Source organism: Pseudomonas sp. B21-059 (genome assembly GCF_026016285.1).
Taxonomy (GTDB): domain Bacteria; phylum Pseudomonadota; class Gammaproteobacteria; order Pseudomonadales; family Pseudomonadaceae; genus Aquipseudomonas; species Aquipseudomonas danubii.
This window is the reverse complement of record NZ_CP087201.1, coordinates 6,144,784-6,164,634: the sequence shown is the minus strand read 5'-3', so window position 1 is coordinate 6,164,634 and position 19,851 is coordinate 6,144,784. Positions and strand designations below refer to the sequence as shown.

Annotated in this window: 13 protein-coding genes and 1 tRNA gene; 4 read left to right on the top strand and 10 right to left on the bottom strand. The window is 61.6% G+C overall.

The features are described from left to right. Window positions 1-25 precede the first annotated feature (25 nt). The 4 genes from pqqF to LOY69_RS27445 all read right to left on the bottom strand — a co-directional run bounded on the left by pqqF (window position 26) and on the right by LOY69_RS27445 (window position 5,776). A complete protein-coding gene (gene pqqF, locus LOY69_RS27460) occupies window positions 26-2,488 on the bottom strand; it encodes a pyrroloquinoline quinone biosynthesis protein PqqF (RefSeq protein ID WP_265073857.1) in 2,463 nt (820 codons plus the stop codon). A gap of 48 nt (window positions 2,489-2,536) precedes the next feature. Beyond that, window positions 2,537-3,331: a carbon-nitrogen hydrolase family protein gene (locus LOY69_RS27455; RefSeq protein WP_102881049.1), complete on the bottom strand. Its 795-nt coding sequence runs from the start codon at window positions 3,329-3,331 to the stop codon at window positions 2,537-2,539. A 124-nt stretch (window positions 3,332-3,455) separates the two neighbouring features. Further along, entirely contained in the window at window positions 3,456-5,138 is a 1,683-nt protein-coding gene (locus LOY69_RS27450; RefSeq protein ID WP_265073856.1) for a flavin monoamine oxidase family protein, read from the bottom strand. 176 nt (window positions 5,139-5,314) lie between these two features. Beyond that, entirely contained in the window at window positions 5,315-5,776 is a 462-nt protein-coding gene (locus LOY69_RS27445) for an Lrp/AsnC family transcriptional regulator (protein WP_011063845.1), read from the bottom strand. 206 nt (window positions 5,777-5,982) lie between these two features. Here LOY69_RS27445 and LOY69_RS27440 point away from each other — a divergent pair, with 206 nt between their 5' ends. Then, on the top strand, window positions 5,983-8,358 hold the full coding sequence (locus LOY69_RS27440; RefSeq protein WP_102881047.1) for a glucose/quinate/shikimate family membrane-bound PQQ-dependent dehydrogenase: 2,376 nt from the start codon (window positions 5,983-5,985) through the stop codon (window positions 8,356-8,358). Window positions 8,359-8,532: 174 nt separating this feature from the next. On the opposite strand, the gene LOY69_RS27435 is transcribed toward LOY69_RS27440, so the two are convergent. From LOY69_RS27435 to rpsU, 5 genes are all read right to left on the bottom strand, one after another. Next, window positions 8,533-8,609 (bottom strand) — tRNA-Ile (locus LOY69_RS27435). 15 nt (window positions 8,610-8,624) lie between these two features. Next, window positions 8,625-12,368, bottom strand: a complete 3,744-nt coding sequence (locus LOY69_RS27430) for a bifunctional diguanylate cyclase/phosphodiesterase (protein WP_265073855.1) — start codon at window positions 12,366-12,368, stop codon at window positions 8,625-8,627. A 110-nt stretch (window positions 12,369-12,478) separates the two neighbouring features. Beyond that, window positions 12,479-14,326: an RNA polymerase sigma factor RpoD gene (gene rpoD / locus LOY69_RS27425; RefSeq protein WP_102861933.1), complete on the bottom strand. Its 1,848-nt coding sequence runs from the start codon at window positions 14,324-14,326 to the stop codon at window positions 12,479-12,481. A 67-nt stretch (window positions 14,327-14,393) separates the two neighbouring features. Then, the gene (gene dnaG, locus LOY69_RS27420; protein ID WP_265073854.1) at window positions 14,394-16,367 is read right to left on the bottom strand and encodes a DNA primase; all 1,974 of its coding nucleotides are present in this window, start codon (window positions 16,365-16,367) and stop codon (window positions 14,394-14,396) included. Window positions 16,368-16,847: 480 nt separating this feature from the next. Beyond that, on the bottom strand, window positions 16,848-17,063 hold the full coding sequence (rpsU, locus tag LOY69_RS27415) for a 30S ribosomal protein S21 (protein WP_002551877.1): 216 nt from the start codon (window positions 17,061-17,063) through the stop codon (window positions 16,848-16,850). Window positions 17,064-17,263: 200 nt separating this feature from the next. Here rpsU and tsaD point away from each other — a divergent pair, with 200 nt between their 5' ends. Then, a complete protein-coding gene (gene tsaD / locus LOY69_RS27410; protein ID WP_102861931.1) occupies window positions 17,264-18,289 on the top strand; it encodes a tRNA (adenosine(37)-N6)-threonylcarbamoyltransferase complex transferase subunit TsaD in 1,026 nt (341 codons plus the stop codon). A gap of 38 nt (window positions 18,290-18,327) precedes the next feature. Here tsaD and plsY read toward each other — a convergent pair whose 3' ends face one another. Beyond that, the gene (gene plsY / locus LOY69_RS27405; RefSeq protein ID WP_102861930.1) at window positions 18,328-18,897 is read right to left on the bottom strand and encodes a glycerol-3-phosphate 1-O-acyltransferase PlsY; all 570 of its coding nucleotides are present in this window, start codon (window positions 18,895-18,897) and stop codon (window positions 18,328-18,330) included. Window positions 18,898-18,971: 74 nt separating this feature from the next. Between plsY and folB the strand changes: the two genes are divergently transcribed. Together folB and folK are read left to right on the top strand one after the other, a co-directional pair. Continuing rightward, window positions 18,972-19,325 carry a dihydroneopterin aldolase gene (gene folB, locus LOY69_RS27400; protein WP_102861929.1) on the top strand — a complete coding sequence of 118 codons (354 nt, stop codon included), beginning with the start codon at window positions 18,972-18,974 and terminating at the stop codon, window positions 19,323-19,325. After that, entirely contained in the window at window positions 19,316-19,831 is a 516-nt protein-coding gene (gene folK, locus LOY69_RS27395; RefSeq protein WP_102861928.1) for a 2-amino-4-hydroxy-6-hydroxymethyldihydropteridine diphosphokinase, read from the top strand. The genes folB and folK overlap by 10 nt, the downstream gene beginning before the upstream one ends. The last annotated feature ends 20 nt before the right edge of the window (window positions 19,832-19,851 follow it).

The following is a 19,851-nucleotide window of genomic DNA, read 5'->3' as shown; positions in this document are numbered from 1 at the left end:
AAGCTCGTTGCAGCTCCGGTAATGATCATTCTGCCGCTTGCCAGGGCGCTCCTGGGCAAGGCCCGTTGGCCAATACTGTCCAGCCGCCTGTCGCCGAATGCAGGGCCATGGCGGCCTGGGTCACGGCTGAGGGCGTGAGGGCCAGGATGCTGTCGTGCAGCCGCTCCAGGTAATCCGACGGATGGCCGGCCAGTTTCGCCTGCCACAGCAGTTCAGCGGCTTGCTCCAGGGGCAGGAGCGAGGCTTGGAACTGTTGAGCCAGAGCCTGTCGCTGTTCGTTCCAGAACGGCTCGTCGAGCGCCTGGAGCTGTTCCGGCAACTGCTGGAGGAATTGTTCCAGGTGCTGAAGTATTTCCGTGAGCGTCGCCTTGGGCGATTGCACGCCGAACAGCAGGCCGGTCTGGCCATTGCGTTGGCGAATGGCGCTGAACACCGCATAACCCAACTGCAACTCCACCCGCAGGCGCTGATAGAACGGCGTTTGGCAAAGTTGGCCCAGCAGGCGCCAGGCCGCTTCATCGGCAAGGCGGGTGCCGGGCGTTGGGCAGAACAGCAGCAGGGCCTGTTCGCTGGATGCCCCAGGGTACGTCTGCCAACGATAGGCGGCGTCTGGCGGTGAGGGTTGGCACGGGGCCGTATCTGCTGTTCCCGGCATCTTTTGCAGCGCTTGGCCAAGGGCTTCCTGAGTGCCGGCTGACAGCGCCAAGGCCAGGCCGTCCCATCGAGCACCAGCCCACAGGGCTTGCAGGGTTTGAGGCTGTGCAACTGTCAGCTCGCCGGGTTGTGGTTGCTCGCTGAAGGCCTTGAGCAACTGACGGATCGGCATCAAGGGGGCATCGTCTGTCGTAGCTGCGCTCTGCAGCCAGAACGATTCGGCGGGCTGGTTCAGTTGCTTCAGCGCCTGCTGCAGCACTGCGGGCATGGGTTGCTGCAGGCCACTGAGTTTCAGCAACCAATCGGCGCCACTGGTGGTGAAGCTCAGTGCTACTCCAGCCTCACCCGCATCGCTGCGCAAGGGCGCCAGGCTATGCAGGAGGCGCTTGTGCACACCAGCTGGGGCGGGTGAAGCCAGGCGCCAGCGCAGAATCAAGGTCCCTTCGCGGCTATCCGCAGGCAGGGCCTGGCTGATGTTCAACGCCGAGCTTTCTCGCCGGCTTCGCGAGCGATCCTGGGCGAAGGTGCGTAGTCCTCGGTGTGCGCTGGTCTGCCCGCGAATCAGTCCTGCCCGCGGTGCTTCAGCGGTACTGCGCAGAAAAGGGTTACCCGGTGGCAGGCACCACTCATGGCTGAAGTTATCCACAGCCTGCGGTTGCAACTGTGCGAGCAGCACCCTGAGGGCCTTGATTCCTTGCGCATCCAGCTCGCCGACGGTCTGCCGGCTGTCCCGCTGGGCCAACTCCAGGGCGCTGCCGACCTGCAGCTGGCGTTGTTGCAGCAAGGCATATTCTGTTCGCAGCGCTGGCCAATCGTCCTGGGCGCTGAAGAAACTCAGCCAATCTGCCAGCAGTTCGCGGACCTGGGCCGGGGCCGTCGCCTCTGTTGTGCTCAGGTTCAATTGCAGATGCAGCAAGGCCTGACCGGCAAACTCGTACAGCGTCTGCGCCTTGAGGCTCTGGGCCAATTGGCGTTGCTGGAGTCCGGCAAGCAGCCCGCCCGACTTGGCCGATTGCAGCCAGGTGCAGAGAAAGTCCAGTGCAGGCGCTGCGCCCTCGGGCAGTTGTTCCAAGGTGAACAGCAGGTCCAGACGGTGAGCATCGAGCTGTTGATAAGTGCCGATGCCGGTAGTCGACAGCGCAGGAGGCACGCTCTGCTCAAGGCGCTGGCCTTTCGGTAGATCTGCGCCATAGCGTCTGGCCAGGGCGCGGAGTTCTTCCAGAGACTGTGGCCCGGCGAGGCTCAGGGTCATTTGCCCGGCTTGGTAAAAGTCTTGGTGAAATTGCTGCAGCGCTTGCTGAAAAGCCTGGCTGGGCAGGTTGAGACTGTAGCGGTTGCCAGCATGGAAGGCCCGCAGCGGGTGAGCAGCGGACAGGCCATCGAACAGCGCGAACTGGCGTTGCGCCGCCCCATCCCGGGACCAGGCGATAAACTCCGCATGCAGCACTTCGCGCTCCCGACGCTGGTCTTCAAGACTCATCCGTGGTCGGGCGAGCATGTCGCACAGACGCTCCAGGCCGCCGGCCAGGGCGCTGACCGGCAGCTCGAAAAAGAACTCGGTCGCGCGCTCACAGGTCTTGGCGTTCAGTTGTCCTCCCTGGCCCCGCACATAGGCCATCAATCCCTGTTCGGCGGGAAAACGCTCGGTGCCGAGAAACAGCAGGTGCTCCAGGAAGTGCGCCAGCCCCGGCCAGGCCAGTGGTACATCGTGGCTGCCGGCCGATACCCGCAGTGCGGCGGCGCAACGTTTCAAGTGAGGGGCATGACGCAAGGACACCCGCAGGCCGTTGGCCAGGGTTTCCACGTGAGGCAGAGGGTGGTTCAGCGCGGGCATGAGCACTTCCAGAACAGAGAGGTGCCCATGCTAGCGGATATCCCCGGATCAGCGCTTGCTCAGGTCGTCGTAAAGCTCGGGACGGCGATCGGCAAGATAGTGGTTCAGTGCCTGGGACTCGTGCATCAGCTGACGATCCAGGGTGCCGATGATCAGGGCCTCGTCCAGTCCGGCCAGGGCGATCCGGCTGCCATCGGGGGCGGCGATGCTGCTCTGGCCGCAGTAGCGGATCTGATCTTCCCGGCCGCAGTAGTTGGCGTAGGCCACGTAACACTGGTTCTCGAAGGCCCTGGCGCGAATGGTCACATCGGCGACGAAGTCGTAGGGAATCATGTTCGCCGTCGGCACCAGGATCAGCTCGGCACCGGCCAGGGCCAGGCGCCGGGCGTTCTCCGGAAACTCGATGTCGTAGCAGATCAGGAAGCCGAGCTTCCAGCCGTTGAGCTCCACCAGGGGGAAGTCATCCGCGCCGGCGCTGAACATCGAGTGATCAAGGTCACCGAACAGATGGGTCTTGCGGTAGTTGCACAGGCGCTGGCCGTGGGCGTCGATCAGTTGCACGGCGTTGTAGATCTGCCCGTCGGCGCTGCGTTCCGGGTAGCCGTAGAGAATCGCCGTACCCGCCGCTTGAGCGATAGCGGCGATGTGCTGGGCCGAGGGGCCATCCTGGGCCTCGGCCAGAGCGCCGACGGCTTCCACACCGATGTTGTAGCCGCTGAGGAACATTTCCGGCAGCACCAGCAGATCGGCATCGGTGGCCTCCATGGCCACCTGATGCAGGCGTTGCAGATTGGCCGTCACGTCCAACGGCAATGGCGGGCACTGATACAGGGCGACACGCATGGTCCTCACTCCTCTGACTGGCTGACCGGGCACTGTAGCCGATGTCTCGCGTTTGGCGTACGGTCCGGCGCCGAGCCCCCAAGGAGCTCTCGCCGGTATTCGCTGCAGCCGCGCTCAGTATTGTTCAATCCGCCAGGGCGATAGGCCCGATCTCATGGAACACATCCCCTGGCCCCGGGTTCTCGGCATGGGTAGCGCCGCCGAAGTGTTTCATGATCCCCCACACGGCATTGAGCGACGTTTGCACCGCGCCCTCGACCCAGGCCGGGGTCCAGGACACATCGTCACCTGCGATGAAAATGCCGCGCTGTTCGGCAGGCATGTCTTCCTGCATGAAGTGCGCGTACATCCGCTGGTTGTAGCGGTAGTGGCCCGGCAGCGCGCCCTTGAAGGCGCCGAGGAAGTGCGGATCGGCTTCCCAGGACACGGTGATCGGATCGCCGATGATGCGGCTGGCGATGTCCACTTTGGGGTAGATCTTCTTCAGTGCGTCCAGGGCCAGTTTCACGCGCTTTTCCACGGGCTGCGGGAGCATCTTCAGGGCATCGCTCATCCACGAGTAGGACAGGCAGATCACCCCTGGCTTGTCGTCGCCGTTATCGAACAGGTAGGTGCCGCGGGTCAGGCGGTCGGTGAGGGTCATGCTCATCAGGTCGCGGCCGGTTTCCGGGTCCTTGTCCTTCCAGAATGGCCGGTCGACCATGACGAAGGTCTTCGACGATTGCATGTAGCGGGTGCGATCCAGGGCCATCCACATCTTCTGCGAGAACAGCGACTCCTCGCATTCGATCTGGGTGGTCAGCAGCCAGCTCTGGCAGGTGGTCAGCACGGCCGCGTATTCCCGGGTATCGCCCCAATTGTCGGTGACACTGAAGCGGCCGTCGGCGGCCCGGGCAATGCGCTTGACCCCGGTGCGTGGTGCACCGTTGTGCAGCGAGCTGAGGCTGGTGCCGGTCGGCCAGTGGGCGCAACGCTCGGGTACGTGGCGCCAGATGCCCAGGGGCACCTGCTCGACGCCGCCGACCACCAGATGCTGGTGGTCGTCGCAGTTGGTCATCACCACGCGGAAGATTTCCAGCATCGAGTTGGGGAAGTCCGAGTCCCAGCCGCCGGTGCCGAAGCCCACCTGGCCGAACACTTCACGGTGGTGGAACGACAGCTTGGCAAAGGCCTTGGAGGTGGCGACGAAGTCGTAGAACGTGCGGTCGTCCCACAGTGGCACCAGGGTGTTCCACAACTCCTTGAGGCGCGGCACATCGCGGTCGCGAATGGCTTGCTGGATCTCGCTGAAGCGCGAGCCGTCCTCCAGGGCGTCGGCCCAGGCGTCGGCGACTTCCTGGAACAAGGCCGGCAGGTCAGCCAGTTTCTGGGCGTAGTGGGTCTGGCCTTCGAGATCGATGACCGTGCTGCCCGAAGCCGGGGTCAGCGGGTTAGGGAAGGGCTTGGTTTCAAGGCCGAGCTTGTCGACGTAGTGATAGAAGGCCGTGGACGACACCGGAAAGCGCATGCCGCCCAGCTCGGCGATGATCCCTTCGGCGCCTTCGAAGGCCTGGGAGCGCAGGCGGCCACCCATTTTCGATGCTTCATAAACCACCGGCTTGAGGCCCAGCTTCATCAGCTCGTAGGCGGCCACCAGCCCGGCGATACCGGCGCCGACGATGGCCACTTCGGTGCCGTGCTGGGCTTCGGGGATGCTGCCCAGGCCGGCGGGATGCTCGATCCAGTCGTCGAAGGCGAAAGGGAAATCCGGGCCGAAAATGGTGATCGGCTTCTTACCGTCTGCAGGATGGCGATTGTTCTTGTTCATGGCTGACCTTGGCGGGCGGCTCAGCAGAGTGCTGAGTATAGGAAAAGATGGCAGCCATTCTAGAGAGGGTGAAACACGTAAATAAGACGCAAACTGTCGTCGTTATGCATAGTTATTTATCAATATGACGAACAGATGATTCAGATTGACGGCGGAGTGCTATCGGCTGCGGCGCGTCAGAGCGCATGCCCGCGATCGATCTTGCTGCTGAGGATGATCGAGGTGGTGGTCTTTTCCACGCCGTCGACGCTGCCGATCTGGTCCAGCAACTGGTCCAGCTGTTCCGGCGAGTCGGTGCGCAGCCAGGCCACGTAATCGAACTCACCGCTCACCGCGCACAGTTGCTGGACCTGAGCCATGCCACTCAGGCGGCGCAGCACTTCCTTGCCGGAGCGCGGCTGGACCTTGATCCCCACATACGCCTGCAAGCCGCCGTCGACCACCCTCTGACCCAGGCGCACGCCATAGCCGGTGATGACCCGGGTCTTTTCCAGGCGCGCCAGGCGCGAGGTCACGGTGGTGCGGGCGATACCCAACTGCCGGGCCAGCATGGCCACGCTCTCGCGGGCGTTGATCTGCAGGGCGGCGATCAACTGACGGTCGACTTCATCAAGAACGGGAGGGCGGCTATCGGACAAGATGGGCTCCAGCACGGCTATCGAGGGAGCGAGCATGTTACAGCCTCGGGCAAACCCTGGCTGCTGCTGCCGATTGTCTGTTCGGATCGGGGACTGATCTTTGGCGATCGGGACTTTTTTTGAAACAAATAGCCTGCGACAAGTTGTCATAAGTAACCAGTTAGTACATTCTCGCGACCTGGTTTTACAGATGGCAGAGGTTTGACATGAAAAACACGGGGGCTGCCACCGGCAGCCGATGGCTCCTGATGGGGCTGGGCGTTCTGATTGCCCTGATCGGGCTCGGCCTGGCGGGGGGCGGTGGCTATCTCCTGAGCCTGGGAGGCAGCGCCTACTTCTTGTTGATGGGCCTGGCGATGCTGGTGTCCGGCGTGCTGATCGCCCGGGCGAATCCCCGTGGTGCAAGGCTGTACGGCGTGGCCCTGGTGCTGACGGCGATCTGGGCGGTCTGGGATGCGGGCCTGGAATACTGGCCGCTGGTTTCGCGGGTGCTGACCTTTGCCGTGATCGGCCTGGTGGTGGCGCTGATCTACCCGACCCTGGTGCGCGCCTCCGGTGCTCGCCCCGGGCGTGGGGCCTATGGCTTGGCGGGGCTGCTGGGCGTTGGCGTAGTGGCGACCCTGGCCTACATGTTCGTGCCGACCCATGTGGTCAAGGCGGACAAGGTGCCGGCGATCCAGCCAGTGGCACCGGGCACTGAACAGAAAGACTGGGCCCATTGGGGCAACACCACAGCGGGTAACCGTTTTGCCGCCCTGGACCAGATCAACAAGGGCAATATCGGCCAACTGCAAGTGGCCTGGACCTTTCGCACCGGTGACTTGCCTGAAAGCAACGGTGCCGGTGCCGAAGACCAGAACACCCCGCTGCAGATCGGCGATACCGTCTACACCTGCACCGCCTACGGCAAGGTGTTCGCCCTGGACGCCGACACCGGCGCCGAGCGCTGGAAGTTCGACCCCAAAGGTTACGCGCCCAACTGGCAGCGTTGCCGTGGCTTGGGCTATTTCGACGCCTCGGCGGTCCCGGTAAGCCAGTCCTCGGTGCCTGCCGCTGCTCCTGCGGCTTGCACCAGGCGCCTGTTCCTGCCGACCGGTGATGCGCGGCTGATTGCACTCGATGCTGAAACCGGCAAGCCCTGTGAAGACTTCGGCCTCCAGGGCACGGTCGATCTGAAAACCGACATGGGCGAGATCAAGCCGGGCTACTACCAGCAAACCTCGACTCCCCTGGTGGCCGGTACCGTGGTCATCGTCGGCGGCCGGGTGGCGGATAACTTCTCCACGGGCGAACCACCGGGCGTGGTGCGTGCCTTCGATGTGCGCAGTGGTGAACTGATGTGGGCCTGGGACCCGGGCAACCCGGCCACCACCAAGCGTCCGCCAGCGGGTGAAACCTATACCCGTGGCACCCCGAACGTCTGGTCGGCGATGTCCTATGACGCCAAGCTGGGCCTGGTGTACCTGCCCACCGGCAACGCCACGCCGGATTTTTTCGGCGGTCAGCGCAGCGAGTTCGATGACCAGTGGAGCTCCTCGGTTGTCGCCCTTGATGTGAAGACCGGCCAGGTGCGCTGGCACTTCCAGACCACCCACCACGACCTCTGGGATTTCGACCTGCCGGCGCAGCCGCTGCTGTACGACATCCCGGACGACAAGGGCGGTGTGCAGCCGGCGCTGGCGCAAGTCACCAAGCAGGGCGAGATCTTCGTGCTCAACCGCGAGACCGGCAAACCCATTGCTCGGGTGGAAGAGCGGCCGGTGCCCCAGGGCAATGTGCCGGGTGAGCGTTACTCGCCGACCCAGCCGTTCTCGGTGGAGATGCCATCCATTGGCAACCAGACCCTGACCGAATCCGATATGTGGGGCGCAACGCCCTTCGACCAACTGATGTGCCGCATTCAGTTCAAGGGCATGCGCCATGAAGGTGTGTACACCCCGCCCGGGTTGGATCACGCACTGCAGTTCCCAGGCTCCCTGGGAGGCATGAACTGGGGCAGCGTGTCGGTGGACCCCACCAGCCACTACATGTTCGTCAACGACATGCGTCTGGGCCTGGCCAACTACATGATCCCTCGGGATCAGATCGCTGCCGGTGCCAGTGGTATCGAAATGGGCGTAGTGCCCCAGGAAGGCACGCCGTTCGGTGCCATGCGCCAGCGTTTCCTCTCGGCTGTTGGCATTCCTTGTCAGAAGCCGCCGTTCGGCACCATGTCGGCCATTGATCTGAAGACCAGGAAGTTGGTGTGGCAGGTGCCAGTGGGCACTGTGCAGGACACAGGTCCGCTGGGGATTCGCATGCACTTGCCGATTCCTATCGGCATGCCGACCCTGGGCGCTTCCCTGGCGACCCAATCCGGCCTGTTGTTCTTCGCCGGCACCCAGGACTTCTACCTGCGGGCCTTCGATACCGGCAATGGCAACGAAATCTGGAAGGCGCGCTTGCCGGTCGGTAGTCAGTCGGGGCCGATGACATACGTTTCGCCCAAGACCGGGCGCCAGTACATCCTGCTTACGGCAGGCGGTGCTCGTCAGTCGACGGACCGTGGCGATTATGTGATTGCCTACGCGCTGCCTAAATAGCCACCGCGTCACGGCACTCTAAAAAAGCCGCGCACTGCGCGGCTTTTTCATCAGCGCACGCCAGGTACTTCGGTCCTGGGTGATGCTGGAAAAGACTGCGCGAAGCGCGCCATGTCCTGATGCCAGGCAAAACCTGCGGGCACAAAAAAGCCGCGTATCACGCGGCTTTCAATTTGGTGGGCCCACACGGACTTGAACCGTGGACCAAAGGATTATGAGTCCTCTGCTCTAACCAACTGAGCTATAGGCCCTCAGTAGGCGGCGGATTATAACGATGGTTTCTCGGCTGTGCTATCCGAAAAGTCGGAAACCCGGATCTGCAGGAAGGTTGCGCAGAACTCATCGGCTTCCAGGGGCAGGCTGACGATGTAGCCCTGGATCTGCTCGCAGCCTTCGAGAGTGAGGAAGGTCTGCTGGGCCTGGTTTTCAACACCTTCGGCAATGACCGTGAATTGCATGCTGCGGCCCAGGGCGATGATGGCGCGGACTATCGCCACATCGTGGGGGTCGTCCGGCAAGCCGCGGACGAATGATTGGTCGATCTTGAGAAAGTCCAGAGGCAGGCGCTTGAGATAGCTCAAGGACGAGTAGCCGGTGCCGAAGTCGTCGATGGCCAGTTGCATTCCCAGATGTTTGAGCTGATGCAGTACCTCCAGGGCTTCTTCAGCCTGGCTCATGATGAAGTTCTCGGTGATTTCCAACTGCAGCAACCCAGGCGGCAGGTCATAGTCGCGCAGCAGTTGTTCGATGCGGCCCAGCAGGTTGGGTTGGCGCAACTGGGCACCTGCCAGATTCACTGACAGTGGCCCGAAATTCTCATAGCGCTGACTCCAGGTATGGAGTTGCTGGCAGGCCCGCTCCAGTACCCAGTCCCCGATCAGCAGGATCATGCCGTTCTCTTCCGCCAATGGAATGAAATGCTCGGGGGGGACGTCGCCGAAGTTGGGGTGGTGCCAGCGAATCAGGGCTTCGGCCCCCACCAGTTCGTGGCTGCTGAGGCTGATCTTGGGTTGGAAATAAAGAGACAGCTCTCCACGTTCGATGGCTCGGCGCAGTTCGTGCTCCAGGGCGACACGTTCGCTGGCCTGGGCGGTCAGGTCGCGGGTGTAGCGCTCGACCCGGTTGCGCCCCTTGGCCTTGGAGCGATACATGGCGGCGTCGGCGTTCTTGATCAGCGTGGCAACGTCGCAACCATCCTTGGGGTACAGGCTGGTGCCGATGCTGGCGCTGATGAAGAACTCGTGCTCGCCGGCCTGGAAGGGGGCGGTGAAGCAGTTCAGCAGCTTGGTGGCGATATGGTCGGCGTCGCTGGCCTGGTGCAGGCCCGGAAGCAAGATGATGAATTCGTCCCCACCCAGGCGGGCGACAGTGTCGATGTCTCGCAACTGCTCCTTGAGACGTACCGCGATGCCTTTGAGCAGCAGGTCGCCCACCGGGTGCCCAAGGCTGTCGTTGATGTGCTTGAAGCGATCCAGGTCGAGAAACAGCACGGCGCCCTGGCTGCCGTTTTCCTCTTGGCTGTTGAGCGCGGTCAGTAAGCGGCTTTCGAACAACGTGCGGTTCGGCAGTCCGGTGAGGGGATCGTGGTGGGCCTGGTAGTCGAGGCGCGCCTGGGCATGCTTGAGGCTGGAGATGTCGGCGAACACCGCAACGAAATGGGTGATCTGCCGATCCTTGTTGCGCACTGCGTTGATCGTCAGCCAGTTGGGGTAGAGCTCGCCGTTCTTGCGACGGTTGGAGATCTCGCCCTGCCAGTGGCCTTCCAGGGTCAGTTGGTGCCACATCGCCGCATAGAAGGCGCTGTCATGCAGGCCGGACGCCAACAGGCGCGGTGTGTGTCCCAGGGTTTCACTTTCGCTGTAACCGGTGATCTCGCTGAAGGCACGATTGACGGCGCTGATGCGCTGCTGGGTATCGGTGATCATTACGCCTTCGGCGGTGCTCTCAAACACCGTGGCGGCCTGCTGCAGTTTTTCCTGCATCAACTGGCGGTCGGTGATATCCCGGGCAATGGTCAGCATGCAGTCGTCGTCGCCAATGGGCAGCGGTCGGCTCGACAGTTCACAGAGACGGATCTGGCCATCGTTGCGTCGGATGTGGCAGCTGAAGTCACGGACAAAACCGTCCCGCTGCAGCAGCTCGAGCAGCTGCTTGCGCTCGTTGAGGTTGACCCAGATTCCCAGGTCCAGAGTCGAACGATCCAGGGACATGGCACTGTTGAAGCCGGTGATGCGGCTAAAGCCCTCGTTGACCTCGATCAGCAGTCCATCCCGTTGCCGGGTCAGCAACAGCCCATCTGGCGAAGCATGGAAGGCTTTGGCGAACTTCTCCTCTGAGATCTGCAACTGTTGCTGGGTTTCCTTGAGCTGGCTGATGTCGCGCACTACCACCACCAGCGCCGGGGTGGTGTCGAGGTCGAAGGGTTCGGCGGAGATCAGGCCGGTGAAGACTTGGCCATTGTGGCGGCGGAAGGGCATTTCCAGGTTGCGGATGCTACCGGCCTGCAAGCGCTGCAAGAGGCTCGGGCCGACCCCCGGGATGCCCCAGATATTCAGTTCGGTGGCGGTCTGGCCAATCACGGTTTCGGCGCTCAGGCCGATCTGCTCCTCGAAGGCCTTGTTGACCTCCAGCAGGCAGCCGTCGGACAGGCGCGCGATGACCAGGATGTCCGGGCACTGCTGGAACACCGAGGCGAACTTCTGCTCGGAAAGGCGCAGGGCCTCTTCAGTGTGCTTGGTCTCGCTGATGTCGATCATCAGGCCGCGCATCACCGGCTCATGGCCGTGTTCGATCAGGCTGACGATATCGCGCACCCAGAGGCATCGGCCGTCGGCGGTGATCACTCGATAGTCGAGGCTGTGGTCGCGTCCGGCCTGTACTTCGTGGTCGCAGAAGGCCTGGGCGCGAGTCAGGTCGGCGGGGTGGATGATGTTGCGCCAGAACCCCGGGATCAGCCAGTGGGATAGGGGATAGCCCAGCAGGGCTTCGGCATGGGGGGAGACATAGCTGTAAGTGAAGTCGCTGACACGCGCTTCCCAGGCGATGGCCGAGAGGCTCTCCACCAGGCTGCGGTAATGGTATTCACTGCGGCGCAACTCTTGTTCCAGAGCCACCCTGCGGGAGATCTCCGAGCTCAGGCGACGGTTGATGCGGATCACCACCGCCAGCACTGTGACCAACAGCAGGAGGCCGGGCAGGCCGTACATCAGGACATCCGACCAGAACGTCCGATGGTCGAGGACGCTGCCGACCCAATGCTGCTGAATCGCGCTGATTTCCTCGGCACTGAGGTCCGCCAGGACCTTGTCGAGTATGCCCGCCAGGATCTTGCTGTCCCGTGGGACGCCCATGGCCAACTGGTAGCGATAAGGGGTTTCGCCGCTGACGTACAGGCCCTCGAGCTTGAGCTGGCGCAGGCTCCAGACACTGGAGGCCAGATCGCCCACTACGGCGTCCACCTCGTCGGTGGCCAGGGCCTGCAGGGCCGAGCTGATATTGGGCAGCGCCACCAGGTTCAGGTCCGGGTGTTGGGTGCGCAGCAACTCGTGAGGGGCGTAGTTCTCCACCACCGCGACCTTGATGCCGTAGAGATCCTTGAGGTCGCGCGGTTGTGCGCCACCTGCATGGGCCAGGATAACAATGGGGAAGTCGAGATAGGGGCGGGTGAAGGCCATGTAACTCTGGCGTTCCGGGGTCGACATGATGCCGGGCAGCAGGTCCAGCTTGCCTTGCTTGGCATCTTCGAGCACGGCGGTCCAACTGGCCGGTTCGACGGGCGTCAGGGTGATTGACAGGCGTTCCTGGATCAGCTGGATGTAGTCCGCTGCCAGGCCCTGGTAGCGGCCCTCTTCATCCCGATACTCAAAGGGCGGCCAGGAGGCATCTATACCCAGGCGCAGTTGCGGATGGGCCTTGAGCCAGCCACGTTCTTCATCGGTGAGAGTCAGCGCGCCAGCCGTTGCGGTCCAGGTAAGTAGCGCCAGCAGAAGCATGGCCGACAGTCTGGGCATAACCGTCTCGTTATGGCACGGGGAATGTTTCGAGTGTAGACGGGCTATGGGGGTGGGGGAGGGAGGATCTGCAAAAAGCAAAACCCCCAGCTGGGCTGGGGGTTTTGGGCTTACTCGTCGAGGAAGGAGCGCAGATGCTCGCTTCGCGTCGGGTGGCGCAGCTTGCGCAGCGCCTTGGCTTCGATCTGACGAATCCGTTCACGGGTCACGTCGAACTGTTTACCAACCTCCTCAAGGGTGTGGTCGGTATTCATGTCGATGCCGAAGCGCATGCGCAGGACCTTGGCTTCACGGGCAGTGAGGCCGGAGAGTACTTCGCGAGTCGCTTCTTTCAGGCTCTCAACGGTGGCTACATCGATTGGCGACTGCATGGTCGAGTCTTCGATGAAGTCGCCCAGATGGGAGTCTTCGTCATCACCGATCGGGGTTTCCATGGAGATCGGCTCTTTAGCGATCTTCAATACCTTGCGGATCTTGTCCTCAGGCATTTCCATGCGTTCGCCCAGCTCTTCCGGGGTCGGTTCACGACCCATTTCCTGCAGCATCTGCCGGGAAATGCGGTTGAGCTTGTTGATCGTCTCGATCATGTGCACCGGAATACGAATGGTGCGGGCCTGGTCGGCAATCGAGCGAGTGATCGCCTGACGGATCCACCAGGTGGCATAGGTCGAGAACTTGTAGCCGCGACGGTATTCGAACTTGTCTACCGCTTTCATCAAGCCGATGTTGCCTTCCTGGATCAGGTCGAGGAACTGCAGGCCACGGTTGGTGTACTTCTTGGCGATGGAGATCACCAGACGCAAGTTGGCTTCAACCATCTCTTTCTTCGCGCGGCGGGCCTTGGCCTCACCGATCGACATGCGACGGTTGATGTCCTTGATCTCGGCAATCTTCAAGCCGGTTTCAACTTCAAGCGCGGTCAGCTTCTGCTGGCAACGGATGATATCCGGCTGCAGACGGGCAATGGCTTCGGCGTACTTGCTCTTGCCTTTGGCCAGGGCGTCGGTCCAGCTTTCATCCACTTCGTTGCCCGGGAACTGGCGCAGGAAGTCGGCACGCGGCATGCGGGCATCACGCACGCAGAGTTGCATGATGGCGCGTTCTTGCTGACGCAGACGATCCAGGGCGCTGCGTACACGTTCAACCAGGCCTTCGAATTGCTTCGGAACCAGCTTGATCGGCATGAACAGTTCGGCTAGGGCCAACATTTCGGCGATGGCTTGCTTGTTCTCGCGGCCGTGCTTCTTCAGCGCCTTGCGGGTGATCTCCATCTGATCGGCGACGGCGCCAAAGCGCTGTGCAGCGACGACCGGATCCGGACCGCTTTCGGCTTCTTCTTCGTCTTCGGTTGCTTCAGCTTCTTCGTCATCGCTGTCGTCATCCGCTTTCGCGGTTTTGGTGTCGACAGGAGGCGGTACTTCGGCGGCAGGTGGCGTAATACCGTCATCCGGGTCGATGTACCCGCTGAGAACGTCAGACAGGCGGCCACCTTCGGTGGTGACGCGAGTGTATTCGGAGAGGATGTGATCAACCGTGCCAGGGAAGTGCGCGATTGCGCCCATCACTTCACGGATGCCCTCTTCGATACGTTTGGCGATTTCGATTTCGCCTTCACGTGTGAGCAGCTCTACCGTACCCATTTCGCGCATGTACATGCGCACTGGGTCGGTAGTGCGACCAATGTCGGTTTCCACAGCCGCCAACGCTGCGGCGGCTTCTTCAGCTGCTGCTTCGTCGGTGTCGGCTTCGGCCAACAAAAGGGCATCCGCATCCGGAGCACTCTCGAATACGTTGATCCCCATGTCGTTGATCATGCGGATGATGTCTTCCACCTGTTCCGGATCTGAAATATCCTCCGGCAGGTGGTCGTTGACCTCCGCGTAAGTCAGGTAACCCTGCTCACGTCCACGGCTGATCAACTCTTTGAGGCGAGACTGCTGTTGCGCTTTTCCGGACATAACACCCTATCCACTGAAGGTCTTGGCGGGCAAAAAACAAGCCGAGGATTATACCCGAGCTATGACCTCACGCGCCAGTTGAGGTCGGGTTTGATGCGGGAACATTGCGTTTTAGAAGCTCAACCAGCTGTATTTTCTCTTCGCTGCTGAGCTCGCTTTGGCGCGATTTCCTGAGAAGTTGTTCTAAAACACGCTCGCGTTGGCGGGCGGACAAGCTATTAATGGTGTCGAAAAACTGTTGTTCAAGGTTATCTCCGTCGATCAACCACTCTTTTTCTGCCAGTGCGGTAAGCAGGTGCCCCTGTTGAGTGCCGTGCCAGCGCGCCATCAGCTGATGAATAGAGCGTAGCTTAGGATTTTTCTGTACGGCTTCGATCAGGGCCACCAGCAACTGAGTGTTGGTGTTGTCGTCATCGGCAAAATGTCCGGCATCTTCAACTTTTTCTGCCAGTTGCGGGTGATGCAGCAGGGTGCGCAAGGCTGCAAGCGTAGGAGGCTCCACCGCCGCCGGGATGCGAGGGCCGCGAGGCTGGTCGCGATCGCCCTGGCGCTTGCCTTTGCCGTTCTTGTCCCAGGGCTTGTTTTCCCATTTCTTGCCACCGCCGCTTTTCTTCGGCGTCCACTCTTGTTGAGGGGCGTACGCTTCCTGATGGGGCTCGTGGTAGTCGGCATAATCCGGCATGGCGTCGTAGTCGATGCCAGCGTCATAGATTGGGGGGGCTTCCGCTGGGGCGCTGTGGGCTAGTTGATTCACCGTTTCATTGGTCAGGCCGGTGATTTCGGTCAGGCGCTGGCGCATCAGGGTGCGCAGGTTGGCCCCTGGGATTTTCTCGATCAGCGGTGCTGCCAGGGTCGCCAGATGAGCCTTGCCTTCCAGTGAGCGTGGGTCGGCCTCGTCGATCAGTTGCTGAAAGAAATAGTCCGCCAACGGCTGGGCGTGCTGGTTGATGCGGGCGCGGAAGGCGTCTGTGCCTTCGGAGCGTACCAGGGTATCGGGGTCTTCCCCTTCCGGCAGGAACAGGAAGCGCGCGCGGCGCCCGTCCTGCAGGCAGGACAGGGTGGCCTCGAGGGCGCGCCAGGCAGCTTTGCGTCCGGCTTGGTCGCCGTCAAAGCAGAACAATACGTTGGGCACAATGCGGAACAGGCGCTTGAGGTGTTCCTCGCTGGTGGCAGTGCCCAGAGTCGCGACGGCATTGCGCAGGCCCTGCTGGGCCAGGGCGATCACGTCCATATAGCCTTCGACGACGATGATCTCGTCGAGGTTGCGGTTGTTCTTGCGAGCTTCGAACAGACCGTAAAGCTCTTGGCCCTTGTGGAATACCGGGGTTTCCGGAGAGTTCAGGTATTTGGGTTTGTCGTCCCCCAGAACCCGGCCGCCGAAGGCAATGATCCGGCCGCGGGTATCGCGGATCGGGAACATCACGCGATCGCGAAAGCGGTCATAGCGTTTGCCGGTCTCGGCGTTCTCAATCAGCAGCCCGGCATCGATCATGGCCTTCTGCTGCAGAGTGTCGCTGCTCAGGTGCTTGAACAGGTTGTCCCAGCCGGGCGGCGCAAAACCCAGGCCGAAGTCCCGGGCAATTTCGCCGGTGAGGCCGCGCCCCTTGAGGTAGTCGACTGCTGCCTTGCGTGCCGGGTGGCTTTTCAGTGCCTGGCGATAGTAGTCGGCAGCGGCGCTGAGCAGCGGGTACAGGGGTGAATCTGTGGGTTGTCGGGGTTTGCGCTGGCCACGATTGCTTTCCTCGCGGGGGATCTCCATGCCGGCAGCTTTCGCCAGTTCCTCGACGGCCTGGGGAAAGTCCAGATTGTCGTGGTCCATGATGAAGCCGAGGGCATTGCCGCCTGCGCCGCAACCGAAGCAGTAATAGAACTGCTTGTCGGGGCTGACGCTGAAGGAGGGGGTCTTTTCCTTGTGGAATGGGCAACAGGCTGTGTAGTTCTTGCCGGCTTTCTTGATCTGCAGGCGCGAGCTGACTACATCGACGATGTCGGTGCGGTTCAGAAGGTCGTCAATAAAGCTCTGGGGAATAAGCCCGGCCATTGCGTTCTCGTCATCACTGCGGGGAAAAATAGCCCTGGCGACGCTGTCGAAAGATCAGGTGAGGCGGGGCCTGAAGGGGGCGCTGCTCGACCTGGTTTTCGGCTTGATCGCAGTCGGGAAGTGTATCTGCCGAACGTCCACTGACGTTAATTGCAATCAGTATTCGACTATTTGAGGCAGTGCGCTGAGTCCGACAGTGGCCATTGGAGGGCCTCGGATAGCTCATCAAGCGGGCGCTGGAGAAGGGCGCCTTGGGCTGATCGTCTGCAGGAATCAGTAAGGGTGTGCTCGTCAGTAGCCTTGGAAGGCTCGTCAGAAAAGACGTGCACCGCTGGCAAGAAGCCAGGTCTGACGTGGTGAAGCAGATTCGTCTGGGTCGCATGGGCGGCTTTGACGGTGAAGCATCAAGCGTATTCCGCAAATGCCATTAGCCCGGCTGAGGGCCGGGCTTGGCAGAAGCTTGCAGCGAACGTCTGTGTATTAGTACAGACGTACGGCGCGGCGCTGTTCGCGCTGAACTTTCTTGGCGTGACGCTTAACAGCAGCAGCTGCTTTGCGCTTACGCTCGGAAGTCGGCTTCTCGTAAAATTCGCGGCTACGAACTTCAGCCAGAACACCGGCTTTTTCGCAGGAGCGCTTGAAACGACGCAGAGCTACGTCGAAGGGTTCGTTCTCTTTAACTTTGACGGCTGGCATCCAGAGCTACCTTCATTCATTACCGGGGTCAACGTTCTCGTCGCAAAAATCGCGGCTGAGGTCGTCGGTTTTTAAGGGTTGCGGATGTTAACCCCTCAACGCTCGGAATGCAAAGCCTCTGATCGAAAACCGCTGGCCGGGCGCGGGAGTGGCGACTATTATGCGCGCCTTCGAATTCAGCCTCTACAAGGCGCAAACCCATGCTAGTACTGGGATTAGAAACCTCCTGCGACGAAACCGGCGTCGCGCTTTACGACAGTGAGCGTGGCCTGCTGGCCGATGCGCTGTTCAGTCAGATCGACCTGCATCGCGTCTACGGTGGCGTGGTGCCGGAACTGGCCTCTCGTGACCACGTCAAGCGTATGCTGCCGCTGATTCGTCAGGTCCTGGCGCAAGCTGACTGTGTCTCCACCGAGATCGATGCCATTGCCTACACTGCGGGTCCCGGTCTGGTGGGCGCCTTGTTGGTAGGTGCCTCCTGCGCCCAGGCGCTGGCCTTTGCCTGGGGGATTCCGGCCCTGGGCGTGCATCACATGGAAGGTCACCTGCTGGCGCCGATGCTCGAGGAGCATCCGCCGGAATTTCCGTTCGTCGCTTTGTTGGTATCGGGCGGCCACACCCAGTTGGTCCGGGTTGATGGCATCGGCCAATACCAGCTGTTGGGCGAGACCCTGGACGATGCGGCAGGCGAAGCGTTCGACAAGACCGCGAAAATGATTGGCCTGAATTATCCAGGCGGCCCCGAGATCGCCCGCCTGGCAACACAGGGCGTCCCAGGGCGTTTTGTCTTCCCGCGGCCAATGACCGATCGTCCGGGCCTAGACTTCAGCTTCAGCGGCTTGAAGACCTTCGCCCTGAACACCTGGCAGCAGTGCGTCAGTGCTGGAGACGACGGTGAGCAAACCCGTTGCGACATCTCTCTCGCCTTCCAGCAAGCGGTGGTGGAAACTTTGACCATCAAGTGCAAGCGCGCCTTGAAGCAGACAGGCCTCAAGCGTGTGGTCATTGCCGGGGGTGTGAGTGCCAACAAGGCCCTGCGAGCCTCCCTGGAAAACATGCTCGCCGAGATGAACGGCAATGTGTTCTACGCTCGTCCCGAGTTCTGCACCGACAACGGCGCGATGATCGCCTATGCCGGCTGTCAGCGTTTGCAGGCCGGACAGCAGGAAAGCCTGGCGATCAGTGTGCAGGCACGCTGGCCGATGGAGCAGCTGTCAGCACTCTGAGAGAGGCGCGCAAGCTGAAGTCTTTTCATCTGTCGGATTCAAAAATGCCGTTCGCGCCCGGCAAACAGGTCGCGTAGATTGCCGCGATGGCGCCAAACGATCAGTAGCGTGAGTACGCTCATCGGTAGTAGTGCCTCAGGTTCCTGCCAGGCCAGTAGCGGCAGGGTCAGGGGTGTGGCGATCAAGGCGGCCAGTGAGCTGGTGCGGGTCAGGTAGAAGGTCAGCGCCCAGGCGGCGATGGCCAGGAGCGCCGCCGGGGGATAGAGCCCCAGCAACATGCCGGCAGCAGTGGCGACGCCTTTGCCGCCGCGAAAGCGGAAGTACAGTGGGAACAGGTGGCCGATTACGGCGTAGAGTCCGATCCACGCCTGTTGCTGCAACGAAAGCCCCGCAAGGTGGGCGATCAGCACAGGCACCAGGCCTTTGCACAGATCCCCCAGCAGGGTTAGGACAGCGAGTTTTTTGCCGGCCAGGCGCAGCATGTTGGTGGCACCGGCATTGCCCGAACCACTCATTCGCGGGTCGGGGTTGCCCGTGAGGCGGCTGAGCAAAATGGCGAAGGACAGAGAGCCAAGCAGGTAGGCGAGAATCGCCAGTAACCAAAACATGCTAACTATTCCGGGCGAGGATGCCCTGATTCTAACGGCGCATTGCGCCCTTGTCGTGCTGCGGAGAAGAGTGCTTGGACAGAGTGTTTATCGAAGGACTGGAAGTGGACACCGTGATTGGAGCCTACGACTGGGAGCGTGGCATCCGACAGTGTCTGCGTCTTGATCTGAGCTTTGCTTGGGATAATCGCCCGGCTGCTGCTGGGGACGATCTGACGCTGGCGTTGGATTATGCCAGTGTTTCCGCGCGGATCCAGGCGTTTGCCGAGCAGGCCCAGTACCAGTTGGTGGAAACCTTTGCCGAGCGTCTTGCCGAAGTGTTGATGAGCGAGTTTCACATTCCTTGGCTGCATTTGAAGCTGACCAAGCCAGGCGCTGTTCCGGCCGCCACTGGCGTGGGTGTGGAGATCGAGCGCGGATGTCTCTGACTCAGGTGTTTCTGGGGCTTGGTAGCAATATCGAGCGTGAAGCTCATCTGCGGGCCGGGCTCGATGCCTTGGCCGGTTTCCTGGTGGATATGCGTTGCTCGGCAGTGTTTGAAAGCCAGCCGGTGGGAATCAAGAGCGGTCCGTTCTTCAATCTGGTGGTGTCGGGTTACACCGACTTGCCGTTGACTGAACTGGACCGGCGTTTGAAGTTCATCGAGGCGGACAACGGTCGTTATGCCCCGGACCGCAAAGGTTTGCCACTGGATATCGATGTGCTGCTGTACGGCGACCTGACTGGCAATTTCGATGGCCTGATCCTGCCCCGTGCGGAAATCCTGAAGAATGCCTTTGTGCTTTGGCCGTTGTCGCTGATGGCGCCGGAGCGGCTACACCCATTGGCCGGCAAGAGCCTGGGGATGCTTTGGGATGAGGCGCAGATCGATCAGGTTCTAGCGCCTGTGGCGTTCGAATGGCAGGGCAGGCAACTGACGCCTCCGGGCCTGTAACTCCTCGGGCTCTCCTTGTG